The following is a 15,895-nucleotide window of genomic DNA, read 5'->3' as shown; positions in this document are numbered from 1 at the left end:
CGAGGGATTCCGGGCGGTTTCGCTTTGCGTCGAACGGCGCGTGCGTTCGATCACCGAGCACGAAACTCGCCGGAAAAGGAGGGCTTGTCGCCCGTAGGCTGGAAGGCATGACCACGACGGGGGAGAACCACAGCGCGGCCGTGACCGGGCCGTGGTGGTGGGAGCGGCGGCGCAGTGCCGTGCTGGATGTGGGGCTCGCGCTGGCATCGGCGGCGGAGTGCGGGGCCGAGGGGATCACGTTCGCGGGGGACACGGGGGTGCCCACGGGGGTGGGGATCGCGTTCGGGGTGCTGGCCGGCGCCTCGCTCGTGCTGCGGCGGCGGTGGCCGATCGCCGTGGTGCTCATCTCCATCGCGATCACGCCGGCTCAGATGGGGATCTTCCTGACGGTTGTCGGGCTCTACACCCTGGCCGCCTCCGAGCTGCCCCGGCGCATCATCGGGTCGCTCGCCGGGATGTCCCTGCTGGGCACGATGATCGTGACGCTGGTGCGGACCCGGCAGGACATGGAGAGCGGGGAGCTGGGGTTCGCCGAGGGGTTCATACCGTTCATCGCGATCACCACCTCCATCGGGCTCACCGCGCCGCCGATCCTGCTCGGTCTTTACGTCGGGGCCCGGCGGCGGCTCATGGAGAGCCTGCGGGAGCGTGCCGACAGTCTTGAGCGTGAGTTGCAGCTGCTGGCCGAGCGGGCCGAGGAGCGGGCCGAGTGGGCGCGCAACGAGGAGCGGACCCGGATCGCGCGGGAGATGCACGACGTCGTCGCGCATCGGGTGAGTCTGATGGTCGTGCATGCGGCGGCTTTGCAGGCTGTCGCTCGGAAAGATCCCGAGAAGGCCGTCAAGAACGCCGCCCTCGTCGGTGACATGGGGCGGCAGGCGCTGACCGAGCTGCGCGAGATGCTCGGTGTGCTGCGGACCGGGGAGACCCCGCCGGCCGCGGGTGGCCGGCACGGGTCGGTCTCCGACGCGGTGCCGCTGGCCGCCGTGGGGTTCGCCGCCGCGGCCGCCGCCTCGCGTGCGGTGGACGAGGACGGGCCGTGCCTGGAGGAGATCGAGGAGCTGGTGGGGCAGTCCCGTGCCGCGGGGATGGCGGTGGACCTGTCCGTGGAGGGCGAGTCGCGTGCGTACGCGGCGGACGTGGAGCAGACCGCGTACCGCGTGGTCCAGGAGGCGTTGACCAACGTGCACAAGCACGCCGCGGGCGCCAAGACGTACGTACGCCTCGCGCACCGCGGTGCGGAGATCGCGATGCAGGTGGAGAACGAGCCGCCGCCGGAGGCGGGCTCCGGGGACGCCCGGCTGCCCAGTGGGGGCAACGGCCTGGTGGGCATGAAGGAGCGGGTCGTCGCGCTGGGCGGTGTCTTCGTGTCGGGGCCGACGGACGCGGGCGGCTTCCGGGTGTCGGCGGTACTGCCCGCGGCCGCGGCCTAGCTCCCCGGGGCTGCTGTCAGCTCGCCTTCAGGCGTTCCGGCTGGGTGCCCGATGCCAGGGTGGCCAGTGCCTCGTCGATGTGGGAGCCCAGGTACCAGTCGCCGCTGTGGTCGAGGCTGTAGACGCGGCCGTCCGCGTCGATGGCGAGCAGGGCCTGGGTCTCCGTCTCCTCTCCTATGGGGCAGACCTCGGTGTCGAGGGCGCGGCCCAGGTCGCCGAGGGTGCGGGCCAGGTGGAGGCCGTACAGCGGGTCCAGGTGCACGGCGGCGGGCGCTATGTGGCGGCCGGGGCCCTGCGGGGTGATGTGCAGTCCGCCGAACTCCGCCCACGCCTCGACGGCGGCGGGGAAGACGGCGTGCCGGTGGCCCGCCGGCGAGGTGTGGCGGCGCAGGACGTCGGCCCAGATCTCCGCCTGCTTTATGTCCCAGCGTCCGGGGCGCCAGCCCGCCGCGCGCAGGGCGGCGTCGACGGGGACGGGGAAGCGGGGCGACGCGGCGGTCGGCGCGGTGGGGTGGTCGGTGTGCTGTTCCGTGTGCATGGGCGGCCCTCGTTGCGGTTCGGCGGTTCGGCGGCTTGGTGGGGTCAGGATTCCGGGGTCGCGGGTTCCACGATCCGTACGCCGAAGTGCGCTGTGAGGGCGGTGCAGGAGCGGCACGGGCGGGCGAAGCCGCCGTGCAGGGGGTCGCCGTCCTCGCGGATGCGGCGGGTGGTGAGCTTGGAGTGCTTGAGGGCCTTGCGGGCCTCGCCGTTGGTCATCGGTTTTCGCGCCGCCCGTTTCGAGCGGGACCCGTCGGCCGCCGTGAGGTGGCGCGAGATGAGGATGGCCTCGGCGCACCGCCCGGTGAAGCGTTCGCGCTGACCGCTTGTGAGGGTGTCGAGGAAGTCCTGTACGAGTGGGTGCAGAGCGGGCGGTTCCTCCCCGCGGCCCGCGGTGCACGTGAGGGTCGCGCCGCGGACGGAGAGCGCCGCCGCGACGGTGGGAAGTATGCCGTCGCGGCGCTGGCGCAGCGTGGGCGCCTGCGCGGAGGTGCTGCTCCAGCCGACGCGCGGGTCCCCCGCGCCGTCGTGGTGCTCGGCGGTCGCCGAGGGCGCCGTCGTGGCCGCCGTGCGGCCTGCCGTACCGGTCTGTGCCGTGTGCATGGTGGTGCTTCCCTCCCCGCAACTCGCGGTGTGACCGCGTGTGCCACGCCCCCGCGTTGCGGTGACAGCCTGCCAAATGGGGCGGGTGGTGCGGAAGCTGGGGCACCGCGACACGCCCGGCTTTCGTCGCACGGTGACGGTCCGGTGGCTGCTGGTCATGGAACCGGAGGCCCGGTGACCCGTGTCGTCCTTACGCATAGGCTGTCGACATCCGCAGACCGCGGAACGCAGGACGAAGTACGCACAATCCACGCACAGCGACATCCACGCACGGCGCCGTCCGTGCACAGCGATCCGCAGAACTCACAGTGCCGCAGGGGGCAACCGCCATGACGACAGGTCGGCTGGGGCAGCAAGCCGCGCCGCCGAACGCGGCCTACGCCGGGCAGGTCGTGCACTTCCCGGATCCGGTCCGGGCCACGCGCCACCCCAGAGGGGTGCGCGTGGACGAGCACGGCTATCCGGACTTCTCCGTCTACGCGCGTGCGGCCGCCGAGATCGCCGAGCCCCCGGAGGGCTTCGGCGTCGACGAGCTGCGCCTGACGGACTACGTCTCCGCGAACGCGGCGCTGGCCGCGGCGGACCACGAGCTGTGGGACACGATTCCGCCGGTGGCGACCCCGCACGGCTGGACCTGGCACCACGTGCCGGGCGGCAGGCGCCTGGAGCTGGTCCCGGTGGAGGTGAAGGCGCTCCTGCGGCACCACGGCGGGCTCGCCACGACGCCGGTGGACCAGGACAAGCGGGGCACGCGCCCGCTCCAGGAGACCCGTCCCGCGCATCTCGCGCTGCCGAAGTCGGCGGTCGCGGTGAGCGAGCAGGAGGTCCTCGGCGCCGAGGAGGAGCTGGGCTACCGGCTGCCCGGCGCCTACCGCTCCTTCCTGAAGGCGGCGGGGGGCTGCGCGCCGGTCGGCGCGGCGCTGGACGCGGAGCTCGGCCTCCTGATCGACCAGCCGTTCTTCACGGTGCGGGACGAGGCAGCGGTCAACGACCTGGTGTACGTGAACAAGTGCCTGCGCGACCATCTCACCAAGGACTACTTGGGAGTTGGTTTCGTGCAGGGCGGCATTCTCGCCGTGAAGGTCAAGGGCGACCGGATCGGTTCGGTGTGGTTCTGCGCGTACGACGACGCACGGGACGTCTCGGAAACGGCTGCCTGGCAGCCCGCCGAGCGGGTGCAGCGGCTGCTGCTGCCGTGCGGTGACGACTTCGACGCGTTCTTGTCCCGGCTCGCGGGGAACCCGCCGGAGCTGGAGACCGTGGCGAACCTGATGGTGGACGGCGGCTTCGCGCGCGCCGTCCCGGTGGGGGAGTGACTTGTCGATGGTGACCTTCGCGCAGGCGCAGGAGCGCGCCGAGGAGTGGATCAACGGCGATGTGCCCGGATACCAGCACCGCGAGGTGCGGGTGCGGGAGTTCGAGCTCGGTTTCGTCGTGTGGGCGGAGGACCGTGAGAACGGTCCGGTGTCCGACGGCGGCCGTCAGCGGCTCGTCATCGCGCGCGACAGCGGCGATGCCTCGCTCTGGCCGGGCCTGCCGGTCGGTGAGGTGATCCGCCGGTACGAAGAGGAGTACGGCGCCCCTGAGGTGGCGCCGCAGGACGCGGCGCCGGCTCCGCCGGAGCGGGTCGACCTGAATCAGACGTCGTTCCTGTTGAGCCCTCCGGAGTGGCTCCAGGAGGCGGCGGACAAGCTGGGCATCCCTGATCGGCGGGCGGAGTCCGCGAAGGCGGGCGCGGCCGCGGCTGCGGACGCGGGGTTGTCTCCTGCTCCGGAGGCGTCCGACGAGGGTGTGGGGTACGGCGGTCCGGCGCCGTCCGAGCCGTCTGCGCCGTCTGTGCCGTCTGTGCCGTCCGCGCCTGCCGAGACCGCGGCGCCTGTCGCGTCCGCGGCTCCCGAAGCGCCCGGTGGCGGTACGCCGTGGCCCGCGGCCGGGGGGTCGGGTGAGCCCGTCGAGGACACCCCGTGGGCCGGTACGGACACCAACGCCGACTCCGGTGACGACCGTTCGGTACCGGCGCCCGCGACGGTGTTCGCGCCGCCGCTGGTCGGCGGTGACGATGACGACGTCCGGCCGCCCGGTGTGGCGCCGGAGGCCAAGACCGCGCTGATGCGCGGCGGCAGCGGCCTTCCGTCGACCACGGTGGCGCCCGCGCTCGACGGCCCGAACCTGCCGCCTCCGGGTGCCGGTGCGCCCGACGCGTCCGCGTACGGCTATCCGCAGGGGCCCGGTCCGCGGACCCCGGCGGCTCCGGGGCCGAACCTGCCCCCGCCGCCCGCCGGTGCCGCGGTGAACATGCCGCCGCCTCCGGGCGTGAGCCCGCCGGACCCGTCCACGTACGGCTACCCGCAGGGTCCCGCTCCCGGAGCCGCTCAGCACTCCGTGCCGCCCGGCTCCGGGGACATCGCCGACGCCGCGACCAGCAAGGCGCAGGCGCCGCCGCGCGGTGCGCGTGGCGGCGGTGCGGTCACGCCGCCGCCTCCCGGTGCCCCGGGTACGCCCGGTGTGCCCCAGGGGAGTACGCCGCCGCCGTCCGGTCCCGGTGCTCCGGGCACCCCGGCGGGGGGTTACGTCCCGACGCAGCTCGTATCGGCGCTGGGCCCCGACGGACCTCAGCCGCCCGCGGCTCCCGACGCCCCGCAGCCGCCGAACGCACCCGGCACCCCGCCTCCCGGCGGCGGTGTCCACCACGCGGCCACGATGCTGGCCGACCCGAGCCTGGGTGGCCCCGGCGGGATCAAGCCGCCGGGTGCTCCTGGTGCTCCTGGTGCTCCCGGCGCTCCGGGTGCCCCTGGAGCTCCTGGTGCGCCGCAGCCTCCCGGCCCGCCCGGTGCTCCGGGGACGCCTCCCGGCGGGGTGCACCACGCGGCGACGATGCTGGCGGACCCGAGCCTGGGTGGCCCCGGCGGGATCAAGCCGCCGGGTGCTCCTGGTGCTCCTGGTGCGCCGCAGCCTCCCGGTCCGCCCGGTGCTCCGGGCGCTGGTGCGCCGCAGCCTCCTGGTGCCCCCGGCACCCCCGGTGCGCCCGGCGGTGGCGTCCACCACGCGGCGACCATGCTGGCCGGGCCCGCGGTCGGCGGCCCCGGCGCGCCCCTGCCGCCGCAGGCCCCGGGCGCTCCCGGCGCTCCGGGTGCCCCCGGCATGCCGCCTCCCATGCAGGGCCGGCCCGGTCAGCCCGCTCCCGGTCAGCCCTACGGCTATCCGCAGCCGCCCGCAGGTCAGCCGACCGTCGGGCCCGGCTACCAGGCCGTACTCCGCTATCGCGCGCAGGACGGCTCCGAGCAGCAGCTCATCCGCCGCTCGGCGCCCGGTACCCCGCACCCGGAGTGGCAGATCCTGCACGAGCTGCGCGGCATGAACGTGCCGCCGCAGCAGGTGCTCGAACTCCACACCGAGCTGGAGTCCTGCGAGCTGCCGGGCGCGTACTGCGCCCGGATGATCCGCGAGACCTGGCCGCAGGCGCGGATCACGAGCATCGCCCCGTACGGCAGGGACCACGCGTCCCGGCAGGGCGGCATGCAGCAGCTCATCGCGCACCAGGCCGAGTTGCACCAGGTCGCGGACGGTCCGGCGCGCCCGGCGCCGGTGCGCGCGCCGCTGCCGCAGGTGCAGCCCGCGCCGCCGATCCCGCCGGAGGGCGTGGCGCAGGAGCTGGTGGGCGCGTTCGGGCCCGGCATCTTCCGCTTCGACCAGCGGGCGGTCTCCCGGCAGGGCGTGCCCGACCTCGTGGCGCACACGCTCGTCGTGGCGGGCCTGCCCGTCGACTTCGGTCCGTTCTTCTGGGCGCAGGCCCAGCCGGGTCGGCCGGTGCCGACCCTCGCCGAGACGGCGCAGGAGCGGGGGGTGCAGCCGGCGTCGGACGCGGGCTCGTACCTCGTCATGGGCAGCGACTTCGGCCGCGCGATCTGCGTCCAGTACGGCACGGCGAACATCGTCGCCGTGCCCGTGGAGGCGGGACCCGGCGGCGCCCCGGTGGCGCCGCAGTTCGTGAACACGGGTCTTCCCGAGTTCGCGCGCTGCCTGGCACTCCTCGGCCGCATGTGGCGGTTGCGGTTCGGGCTGAACCAGGAGCAGGCGGGGCGCTGGACCGTGGACTTCCAGGGGCAGCTGGCGGCGCTGGACCCGGCGGCGCTCGCTTCGCCGGAGAGCTGGTGGTCGGTGCTGCTCGAGCAGATGTGGGACGGGCTTCTGTAGCCCCCTCGCCGTGGTGAACGAGGCGCTCGACCCTGTGCGTGGGTCGGGCGCCTCGTGCGTTGTCCCGACGAGTGCGAACCCGATTCCGGCTTCTGGTGGCAAATAGAGCATCCTTGAGCGGATGACATGCGCGGAGTGTCGCGTTATGAGCGCTTCCGCTTGATCCATCAAGATGTGCGCCAATCGCGTAATACGCGCGTGGTGCGTCGGAGGAGGGATTCAAGGATGAGCAGCGGTGCAACGGCGTCGGAGCACGGCTTCGTCGCCGTGCGCGGACGTGGCTACCGTCCCGAGCAGGTGGACGCGTACGCCTTCGATCTGTCCCAGGACCGCGACGGCGCGTGGGAACGTGCCGCCCGGCTCACCGTCCTCGCCAAGGAGATGGAGGCGGAGGCGGAGCGGCTGCGGGACGTGGTGTCGCGGCTCGCGCCTCAGACGTACGAGAATTTGAGCGAGCGCGCGCGGAACATCCTCGCCCTGGGCGAGGAGGAGGCCGCGGCCGTGCGGGCAGCGGCCGAGGCGGACGTGCAGCGCGTGACGGAGGCGGCCGACGCGGAGGCCCGGGAGGTCCGTGAGGCCGCTCGCGCGTACGCCGACGAGGTCCTCGGCGAGGCCGAGGAGCGGGCCCGGCAGCGGCTGCTCGCCTGCCGCGCCGCCGCGGACGAGTCGCGGATCGCGGCCCGCCGTGACGTGAAGGAGTGGCGGGGCGAGGCCCTTGCCGCGCTGCGGGAGACGCGGCAGCGCAGTGCCGCGCTCCTGGAGGAGCAGGAGAAGGAGCACGCGGAGCGCTGGGAGGCCGCCGAGCGGGAGATCGCCCTGCGGGAAGCGGAGGCGGCGGCCGCGGAGGCCTCGCTCGTCGCTGCCGCGGAGGCCCGCCTCTCCGAGGCGAAGCGGGCCTCGGTCGAGGCGGAGGAGTCCGCCCGGCACGGGCAGGAGGACGCGGAGGCGCGGGGCGCCGAGTTGCTCGCTGCCGCGAGGGTGCGGGAGGAGCAGGTCGGGCGGGAGACGGAGCGGATGCTGCGGGAGCACGGGGAGGAGTGGGACGAGGTGCGGGCGCACATGGAGCATGTGCGCAGTAGCCTCGCTGCCCTGACCGGGCGGGCTGCCGCCGAGGGTGCCCCCTAGCTGGGCGGGGCGTTTCAGGCCGCCGCTTCGCGGCGATTCTTTCCCGCCCACCCACCCGATTTCCCCGCGTCGAGCCTTCCTGGAAGGGGCGGGGGTGGGTGATCAGCTCGCGTCGGCTCCTGAGGGGTGGGTGATCAGCTCGCGGCGAGTGTCATCTCCTCGTCACCCCCGCCAAGATCCAGCCCTCCACCGCCTCGTACCGCTTGCGCTGTTCCTCCGATTCCCTGGGGCCTGACGACACCGTGCCCAGCCAGCCCAGGAAGAAGCCGAGGGGGATGGAGGCCAGGCCTGTTGTGGTGAAGGGGAACCAGTTGAAGTCGTGGTTCGGGAAGGCTGATGTGGGGGCGCCCGAGACCAGGTTGGTGCCCGTCATGAGGATGACCGAGCCGAGCGTGCCGCCGATCAGGGTCCAGAGCAGGCCCCTGCGGGTGTAGCGGCGCCAGAAGAGGCTGTAGACGAGTGCCGGGGCGAGGGCGGACGCGCCCAGGCAGAACGACAGCGTGACCAGTGGCTGGAGGTTGTGGTGCTGGACCATGACCGCCAGGGCGATCGCCAGGCCCCCTATGGCCAGCGCCGAGACGCGGGCCAGTGTCATCTCCCGGCGTGGGGTCAGCTCCCTGCGCAGATGCGCGAAGACGTCGTGCGCCAGGGAATTGGCGCAGGCCAGGATCATTCCGGCGACCGAGGCCAGCAGCGTCAGGAAGATCGCCGTGGTGACCGTCGTGAAGACGAGGGTCTCCGCCGTCGACGCGTTCGCGCCGAACACCGCCTTGGAGCCGAGGAGATAGGCCGTGTTGCCCTGCGGGTCCGCCTGTGCGATGGCCGCCCGTCCGAGCATCGCCGTCGCGCCGAAGCCGACGATCGCGATGATCAGTACGAAGAGGGCCACCGACGACACCGCCCAGGACAGCGAGCGGCGTACCTCGCGCGCACTGCGCGCCGTGTACATCCGCATCGTGACGTGCGGCAGGCACGCGCCGCCGAGCACCACCGTCAGCTCCGAACTGATCATGTCCAGGCGGGGGTTGGGGCCGCCCGCGAACTGCAGTCCGGACTGGAGGAAGGCCGGGCCGACCCCGCTGCCCTTCTCGGCGGCGGCGAGCAGCGCGCCCGGGTCCCAGTCGAAGCGGCGCAGGATCAGGGCGGCGATGACCACTCCGGAGCCGAGCAGCATCACGATCTTCAGGATCTGGATGAGGGCGGTGCCCTTCATGCCGCCGATCGCCGCGTAGCTGATCATGAGCGCGCCGAGCGCGACGACGCAGCCCGTCTTCACGCCTTCGCCGGAGAAGCCGAGGATGAAGGAGAGCAGATCGCCCGCGCCCGCCAGTTGCACCAGCATGAGCGGGATCAGCGCGGCCAGCGTCGCCGCGCACGCGGTGATGCGTACGGCGCGGCCCGGCATCCGGCGGGTCAGTACGTCGCCCATGGTGAACTGGCCCGCGTTGCGCAGGGGTTCGGCCAGCAGGAACATCAGGAGCATGAGGGAGAGGGCCGTGCTCAGGGCCAGGACGACCCCGTCGTACCCGAGGAGCGCGATCACTCCGCCCGTGCCGAGCACGGTCGCCGCCGAGATGTAGTCGCCCGCGATGGCCAGGCCGTTGCGCATCGGTGAGAGGGCGCCGTAGCCGGTGTAGAACTCGCCGAGGTTGTCGCGGTCGGGGCCCGTCATCACGCACAGGAGCAGCGTGAGGGTGACGACGGCGGTGAACGCCACCAGGGACATGGCCTGGGCCGAGTCGGTGGCCAGCGTGATGTCGGAGCGGGTCAGCGGGGACGGGGGGCCGGTCAGAGGGGAGCGGGAGTTCATCGGTTGGCCTCCAACTCCGCCAGTTTGCGCAGGCGTTCGGCCAGCGGGTCGACCCTGCGGCGGGCGGTGTACTCGTACAGCGCTATGGCCAGCAAGGTGACGGGCACCTGGCACAGGCCGAGCAGCAGGCCGGTGGAGAGGCCGCCGGAGACCGTGCCCGTCATCAGGGTCGGGGCGAACGCGGAGAGGATCAGGAAGAGCGTGAAGTAGCCGAGCGCCGTGAGGGTGGCGACGCGGCGCTGCCAGCGGTAGGCGCTGCGCAGGTGGCGCAGGTCGCTGTGGCGGCCAAGTGCGGGGTGGCGGGGGAGCCTTGGGGGTGGTGGGGGGTCCGGTGGCGCGACGGGCTGCCAGGGATAGGTGGGGTAGGAGGGGGAGGAGCTGTGCGGGGGGAGGTGGGGGTGGTAGGCGTGATGCGGGTGCTGGGGTTGAGGGCTCTGAGGGCTCTGAGGGCTCTGAGGGCTCTGAGGGCGTTGAGGGTTCTGAGGGGGTTGCTGGGGGCGGTGCGGGCGCTGGGGTTGATGAGGGTAGGACATCCCGGTTCTCCTTGCGCGGCGTCGGTCCGGTGCGGGACCGCAGGGAGCGAGAGGTGAGAATCGAGCACGTTACTTGTAAGTAGTAGAGCCGCGTAAGGTTTTGCACATACTGGTTGGTCGGTCTATTCGGCCGGTTTGTTCATAGGGCGTTCGCGCGGGGTCGGTTCGGGGTTTTCCTGGCCCTTCAGGGCCTCTGACTCCCCGTTTTCCGGGGTTTCCGTCCCGATTACCGGAAAGCGCCGAGGCGCCAGGAACACCAGAACGAGGAGTGCGATCACCGCCGCGCACCCCGCTCCCACGTACACCGTGTCGACCGCCGAATCGACCGCGCGGCGCAGCCGTTCGGGGTCGGCGACCGCGGCCGGGTTCTCCAGGGCGTGGGCCACCGAGTCCAGGGAGCCCGCGCCGCCGAGCCGCGAGGTGAGCACCCCGTTGGCCACCGCGCCGAAGAGCGCGGCGCCCAGGGTCTGGCCGATCTGGCGGCAGAAGAGGATGGACGCGGTGGCCGTGCCGCGCTCGGACCAGCCGACGCTGGACTGCACCCCGATGATCAGCGGCAGCTGGAAGAGGCCGAGTGCCGCGCCGAGCAGCAGCATGATCAGGGCCGGCTGCCAGGCCTGCCCCGGGTAGGGCAGGAGGGGGAACGCGAAGAGGACGAGGGCGGCCCCGCCGATGCCGATGAGCGCCGTGTCGCGGAAGCCGAGCCTGCGGTAGACGTGCTGGCTCAGGGCGGCGGAGACCGGCCAGCTCAGGGTCATCACGGAGAGCACGAACCCGGCGGCGATCGGCGCGAGGCCGAGCACGGACTGGGCGTACGTCGGCAGGAACACGGTGGGCGCGACCATCAGGAGGCCGAGCGCGCCCAGGGCGAGGTTGACCGCCGCGATGGTGCGCCGGCGCCAGACCCAGCCGGGGATGATCGGCTCCGCCGCGCGCCGCTCGATGACCACGACGGCCCCGGCCAGCAGCAGTCCGCCCGCGAACAGCGCCAGTGACTGGGCGGAGAGCCAGCCCCAGGCGACGCCGCCCTGCACGAGCGCGGTGAGCAGGACGCCACCGCAGGCGAAGACGGTGAGCGCGCCCGCCCAGTCGGTGCGCCCCCGGGTGACCGCCTCGCGCTGCGGCTCGTGCAGGTGGCGCACGATCAGCCAGAGGGCGACCGCCCCGATGGGCAGATTGATCAGGAAGATCCAGCGCCAGTCGGCGTACGCGGCGATCAGGCCGCCGAGACCCGGCCCCGCGATCGAGGAGGCGGCCCACACGGTGGACAACTTGGCCTGGATCTTGGGGCGTTCCTTGAGCGGATAGAGGTCGGCGGCGAGCGTCTGCACCGTGCCCTGGAGCGCGCCGCCGCCCAGGCCCTGGATGACGCGGAAGGCGATCAGCGCCCCCATGTTCCAGGCCAGGGCGCACAGGGCCGAGCCGATCAGGAAGAGGACGCTGCCCGCGATGAGGACGGGCTTGCGGCCGAAGGTGTCGGAGAGCTTGCCGTAGATGGGCAGGGTGACGGTGACGGCGAGCAGATAGCCGGAGAAGAGCCAGGAGAAGACGGAGAAGCCGCCGAGGTCGCCGACGATCTGCGGGATGGCGGTCGAGACGATGGTGGAGTCCAGGGCGGCGAGCGCCATGGCGAGCATGAGGGCGGCGACGACGGGGCCGCGCCGCCCGCTGCCGGTGGCGTTCGAACGTATGCCGTCCGTGCCCGAACCTGCCGCGCCGCCCGCTCCGGCTGTGCCCACCGAGATTCCTTCCCCCTGCATCTAATTGCTCCGGGCCACCTTCTCACCCGGTGGGTTCCGAGGGCAGGGGTGGAGAACATCTCGGCAGGTGGGTCGGGGTGTGGTCAGCAGGAGGGTGGAGTGACCCCGAGAGCGGCTCCACCGGCGGGTGGAGATCCCTTAAGGGATCCTCCGTACTACGGACCGGGGTTCCTTCGTACCGCTGGAGGATGAGAAGGCCACGGCCGCTTCTTAGATTGGCTTTATGCCGACGGACGGACCGGGGGACGGCCGACGGAGGCGCCGACTTCAGGGCCGGGGGACGGCCCCGAAGTCGGCCGACCACACCCCCGGGGGTGGGGTTTTCCCCCGCAAAAGACTGCGCTGGGCACCAGGGTGCCGGAGCCGTCGGACGACCAGACTCTTTATGCGTAGCGAACACGCCTGACCCACCGCGCAACCGACTTAGGAGACTTACCGTGACATCGGCTGTAACCATTCCCAGGCACGGGGGCACTGGAGGGCGTACGGCCGTGGCGGCACGGGCGCGCCAGGTCGTGAAGGCGTACGGGTCCGGGGAGACCCGGGTCGTCGCGCTCGACGAGATCGACGTGGACATCGCCCGCGGGCAGTTCACCGCGATCATGGGTCCGTCCGGCTCCGGCAAGTCGACCCTGATGCACTGCCTCGCGGGCCTCGACACCGTCTCCTCCGGGCACATCTACCTCGACGAGACCGAGATCACCGGCCTCAAGGACAAGAAGCTCACGCAGCTGCGCCGGGACCGGATCGGCTTCATCTTCCAGGCGTTCAACCTGCTGCCGACGCTCAACGCCCTGGAGAACATCACGCTCCCGATGGACATCGCGGGCCGCAAGCCCGACCGCGGCTGGCTCGACCAGGTCGTGGAGACCGTCGGCCTCGCGGGCCGCCTCAAGCACCGCCCGACCGAGCTCTCCGGCGGCCAGCAGCAGCGGGTCGCCGTGGCCCGCGCCCTGGCCGCGCGCCCCGAGATCATCTTCGGTGACGAGCCGACCGGCAACCTCGACTCCCGTGCGGGCGCCGAAGTGCTGGGCTTCCTGCGCAAGTCGGTGACCGAGCTGGGCCAGACCATCGTGATGGTCACGCACGACCCGGTGGCGGCCTCGTACGCGGACCGGGTGCTGTACCTCGCGGACGGCCGCATCGTCGACGAGATGTACGCGCCGACCGCCGAGACCGTCCTCGACCGCATGAAGGACTTCGACGCCCGGGGGCGTACGTCATGACCGTCCTCAAGACCTCGATGCGCAACTTCTTCGCGCACAAGGGCCGCATGGCGCTCTCCGCCGTGGCCGTGGTCCTCTCGGTGGCGTTCGTCTGCGGCACCCTCGTCTTCTCCGACACGATGAACACGACGTTCGACAAGCTCTTCGCCGCGACGTCCGCCGATGTCACCGTCACCTCCAAGTCCGCGACGGACCCGGGCGACCGGCCCGACACGGGCAAGCCCGAGTCGATGCCCGCATCGGTCGTCGAGCAGGCGAAGAAGGCACAGGGCGCCAAGTCCGCCGAGGGCGCGGTCGTCAGCGAGAGCGTCACCGTCGTCAACTCCGAGAAGAAGAACGTGGGTCCCACCGGCGGCGGCCCGACCATGGCCGGCAACTGGACGCGCAACGAACTGCGTTCGATGGACATCACCTCCGGGCACGCCCCGCGCGGGCCCACCGACGTGATGGTCGACTCCGACACCGCCGACAAGCACCACCTCAAGATCGGTGACGAGCTGCGCACCATCGCCGTCACCGGCGACCACACCGCGAAGATCTCCGGCATAGCCACCTTCAAGGTGACCAACCCCGGCGCCGCGATCGTCTACTTCGACACCGCGACCGCACAGCGCGAACTCCTCGGCGCCACCGGCAGGTTCACACACGTCAACGTGGTCGCCGACGAGGGCGTCAGCGACACGGTCCTCAAGGGGAGCGTGACGCGGGCCATGGGCGCGGACGCCTCCGCGTACAAGGTCAAGACGCAGAAGGAGAGCTCGGACGACAACCGCAAGAGCGTCAGCGGCTTCCTGGACGTCATGAAGTACGCGATGCTCGGCTTCGCCGGGATCGCCTTCCTCGTCGGCATCTTCCTCATCATCAACACCTTCTCGATGCTGGTCGCCCAGCGCACCCGCGAGATCGGCCTGATGCGCGCCATCGGATCGAGCCGCAAGCAGGTCAACCGCTCCGTGCTCGTCGAGGCGCTGCTGCTCGGTGTCTTCGGCTCGGTCCTCGGTGTCGGCGCGGGCGTCGGCCTCGCCGTCGGCCTGATGCAGCTCATGTCCGGCATGGGCATGGAACTGTCCACCCAGGACCTCACCGTCAAGTGGACGACCCCCGCGGTCGGCATGGTCCTCGGCATCGTCGTCACCGTCCTGGCCGCCTACCTCCCCGCGCGGCGCGCCGCCAAGGTCTCCCCGATGGCCGCCCTGCGCGACGCCGGGACACCGGCCGACGGCAAGGCGAGCGCCGTGCGCGCGGTCATCGGCCTGGTCCTCACCGGCGCCGGCGGCTTCGGCCTCTACACCGCGTCCCAGGCGGACAAGGCGAGCGAGGGCTCGCTCTTCCTCGGCGGCGGCGTGGTCCTGACCCTGATCGGCTTCGTCGTCATCGGCCCGGTCCTGGCCAACGGCGTGGTCCGCGTCATCAGCGCCGTACTGCTTCGGATGTTCGGCCCCATCGGGCGGATGGCCGAGCGCAACGCCCTGCGCAACCCGCGCCGCACCGGCGCCACCGGCGCGGCCCTGATGATCGGCCTCGCCCTGGTCGCCTGCCTCTCCGTGGTCGGCTCCTCGATGGTCGCCTCCGCCACGGACGAGCTCGACAAGTCGGTCGGCGCGGACTTCATCATCCAGCCCGACGGCCAGCAGGCGATCACGCCGAAGGCCGCGAAGGCCCTGGAGAAGGCCGACCACATCGCCCACATCACCCAGTACAAGGACATCAAGGCGGACCTGACCGCCGCCAACGGCAAGGTCGCCAAGGGGGTCGGCCTCAGCGCCGCCGACGCGACGTACGCCCAGGACCTGCGCAGCGAGACGGTCGCCGGCAAGCTCGCCGACGCCTACAAGCCGGACTCCATGTCGGTCGGCGCGGACTTCGCCAAGGACCACGGCATCACCGTCGGCGACAAGGTGAAGCTCGCCTTCGACCACGGCAGGACGGGCGAGATGACGGTCCGGGCCATCACGTCGAGCGACACCTCGATCGACTCGGGCGCGATGTACGTGAACCTCACGACCGCCGAGAAGTACGTGCCGGCCGACCGGATGCCGCCGAACGAGATCATGTTCGCCAAGGCGGAGAAGGGCCAGCAGGACGCGGCGTACAAGTCGCTGAAGGCGGCCATGGCCGAGTACCCGCAGTACAAGGTCATGGACCAGACCGACTTCAAGCAGACCCTGAAGGACCAGGTCGGCCAGATGCTGAACATGGTCTACGGCCTGCTCGGCCTCGCGATCATCGTCGCGATCCTGGGCGTGGTGAACACGCTGGCCCTCTCGGTGGTCGAGCGCACCCGCGAGATCGGCCTGATGCGGGCGATCGGCCTCTCGCGCCGCCAGCTGCGCCGCATGATCCGCCTGGAGTCGGTGGTCATCGCCCTCTTCGGCGCGCTGCTCGGCCTGGGCCTCGGCATGGGCTGGGGGGCCACGGCCCAGAAGCTCCTGGCCCTGGAGGGCCTGAAGGTCCTGGAGATCCCCTGGCCGACGATCCTCACCGTCTTCGTCGGCTCGGCGTTCGTGGGCCTCTTCGCGGCCCTGGTCCCCGCCTTCAGGGCGGGCAGGATGAACGTCCTGAACGCCATCGCCACCGAATAGCTCCTGCTACGGGGGTGCGGGAAGAGCGGCCCCGGCGGCGCGAGTACGCGCCGCCGGGGCCGTCTGCTTTCGGCCGGTCCGGCGACCGCCCT

General features: G+C 72.1%; 11 protein-coding genes. 6 read left to right on the top strand and 5 right to left on the bottom strand.

Annotated elements, in window-relative coordinates:
• Positions 1 to 107 precede the first annotated feature (107 nt).
• Positions 108 to 1,433: a sensor histidine kinase gene (locus ACZ6ZP_RS37705; protein WP_351162988.1), complete on the top strand. Its 1,326-nt coding sequence runs from the start codon at positions 108 to 110 to the stop codon at positions 1,431 to 1,433.
• A gap of 16 nt (positions 1,434 to 1,449) precedes the next feature.
• On the opposite strand, the gene ACZ6ZP_RS37700 is transcribed toward ACZ6ZP_RS37705, so the two are convergent.
• Positions 1,450 to 1,971: an SUKH-3 domain-containing protein gene (locus ACZ6ZP_RS37700; protein ID WP_351162990.1), complete on the bottom strand. Its 522-nt coding sequence runs from the start codon at positions 1,969 to 1,971 to the stop codon at positions 1,450 to 1,452.
• 44 nt (positions 1,972 to 2,015) lie between these two features.
• Positions 2,016 to 2,573, bottom strand: coding sequence for a YwqJ-related putative deaminase (locus tag ACZ6ZP_RS37695; RefSeq protein ID WP_351162992.1), 558 nt, complete (start codon positions 2,571 to 2,573; stop codon positions 2,016 to 2,018).
• A 329-nt stretch (positions 2,574 to 2,902) separates the two neighbouring features.
• Between ACZ6ZP_RS37695 and ACZ6ZP_RS37690 the strand changes: the two genes are divergently transcribed.
• From ACZ6ZP_RS37690 to ACZ6ZP_RS37680, 3 genes are all read left to right on the top strand, one after another.
• Positions 2,903 to 3,889, top strand: coding sequence for an SMI1/KNR4 family protein (locus ACZ6ZP_RS37690; RefSeq protein ID WP_351162994.1), 987 nt, complete (start codon positions 2,903 to 2,905; stop codon positions 3,887 to 3,889).
• 7 nt (positions 3,890 to 3,896) lie between these two features.
• Entirely contained in the window at positions 3,897 to 6,767 is a 2,871-nt protein-coding gene (locus tag ACZ6ZP_RS37685; RefSeq protein WP_469410220.1) for an SUKH-4 family immunity protein, read from the top strand.
• A 225-nt stretch (positions 6,768 to 6,992) separates the two neighbouring features.
• Entirely contained in the window at positions 6,993 to 7,892 is a 900-nt protein-coding gene (locus ACZ6ZP_RS37680) for a coiled-coil domain-containing protein (RefSeq protein WP_361470013.1), read from the top strand.
• Between the two features lie 151 nt (positions 7,893 to 8,043).
• Here ACZ6ZP_RS37680 and ACZ6ZP_RS37675 read toward each other — a convergent pair whose 3' ends face one another.
• The 3 genes from ACZ6ZP_RS37675 to ACZ6ZP_RS37665 form a co-directional block, all read right to left on the bottom strand.
• Complete coding sequence (locus ACZ6ZP_RS37675; RefSeq protein WP_361470063.1) at positions 8,044 to 9,618, bottom strand: sodium/solute symporter; 1,575 nt, start codon at positions 9,616 to 9,618, stop codon at positions 8,044 to 8,046.
• An 80-nt stretch (positions 9,619 to 9,698) separates the two neighbouring features.
• Positions 9,699 to 10,235 carry a DUF485 domain-containing protein gene (locus ACZ6ZP_RS37670; RefSeq protein ID WP_469410219.1) on the bottom strand — a complete coding sequence of 179 codons (537 nt, stop codon included), beginning with the start codon at positions 10,233 to 10,235 and terminating at the stop codon, positions 9,699 to 9,701.
• A 122-nt stretch (positions 10,236 to 10,357) separates the two neighbouring features.
• Entirely contained in the window at positions 10,358 to 11,995 is a 1,638-nt protein-coding gene (locus ACZ6ZP_RS37665; protein WP_399984263.1) for an MFS transporter, read from the bottom strand.
• A 437-nt stretch (positions 11,996 to 12,432) separates the two neighbouring features.
• On the opposite strand from ACZ6ZP_RS37665, the gene ACZ6ZP_RS37660 reads away from it, so the two are divergent.
• The gene (locus tag ACZ6ZP_RS37660) at positions 12,433 to 13,221 is read left to right on the top strand and encodes an ABC transporter ATP-binding protein (protein ID WP_351163002.1); all 789 of its coding nucleotides are present in this window, start codon (positions 12,433 to 12,435) and stop codon (positions 13,219 to 13,221) included.
• Positions 13,218 to 15,803: an ABC transporter permease gene (locus ACZ6ZP_RS37655; RefSeq protein ID WP_469410218.1), complete on the top strand. Its 2,586-nt coding sequence runs from the start codon at positions 13,218 to 13,220 to the stop codon at positions 15,801 to 15,803. Before ACZ6ZP_RS37660 ends, ACZ6ZP_RS37655 begins: the two co-directional genes overlap by 4 nt.
• Positions 15,804 to 15,895 lie beyond the last annotated feature (92 nt).

Source organism: Streptomyces sp. NPDC054047, from assembly GCF_055585065.1.
Note: the sequence above shows the minus strand (reverse complement) of the source record. Positions and strands in the feature narration are given on the sequence as shown.

What these genes read in the sequence shown, in the direction of transcription:
- ACZ6ZP_RS37705 (WP_351162988.1), top strand. Translation starts at nt 108, where the DNA reads ATGACCACGACGGGGGAGAACCACAGCGCGGCCGTGACCGGGCCGTGG.
- ACZ6ZP_RS37700 (WP_351162990.1), bottom strand. Translation starts at nt 1,971, where the DNA reads ATGCACACGGAACAGCACACCGACCACCCCACCGCGCCGACCGCCGCG.
- ACZ6ZP_RS37695 (WP_351162992.1), bottom strand. Translation starts at nt 2,573, where the DNA reads ATGCACACGGCACAGACCGGTACGGCAGGCCGCACGGCGGCCACGACG.
- ACZ6ZP_RS37690 (WP_351162994.1), top strand. Translation starts at nt 2,903, where the DNA reads ATGACGACAGGTCGGCTGGGGCAGCAAGCCGCGCCGCCGAACGCGGCC.
- ACZ6ZP_RS37685 (WP_469410220.1), top strand. Translation starts at nt 3,897, where the DNA reads ATGGTGACCTTCGCGCAGGCGCAGGAGCGCGCCGAGGAGTGGATCAAC.
- ACZ6ZP_RS37680 (WP_361470013.1), top strand. Translation starts at nt 6,993, where the DNA reads ATGAGCAGCGGTGCAACGGCGTCGGAGCACGGCTTCGTCGCCGTGCGC.
- ACZ6ZP_RS37675 (WP_361470063.1), bottom strand. Translation starts at nt 9,618, where the DNA reads ATGTCCCTGGTGGCGTTCACCGCCGTCGTCACCCTCACGCTGCTCCTG.
- ACZ6ZP_RS37670 (WP_469410219.1), bottom strand. Translation starts at nt 10,235, where the DNA reads ATGTCCTACCCTCATCAACCCCAGCGCCCGCACCGCCCCCAGCAACCC.
- ACZ6ZP_RS37665 (WP_399984263.1), bottom strand. Translation starts at nt 11,995, where the DNA reads ATGCAGGGGGAAGGAATCTCGGTGGGCACAGCCGGAGCGGGCGGCGCG.
- ACZ6ZP_RS37655 (WP_469410218.1), top strand. Translation starts at nt 13,218, where the DNA reads ATGACCGTCCTCAAGACCTCGATGCGCAACTTCTTCGCGCACAAGGGC.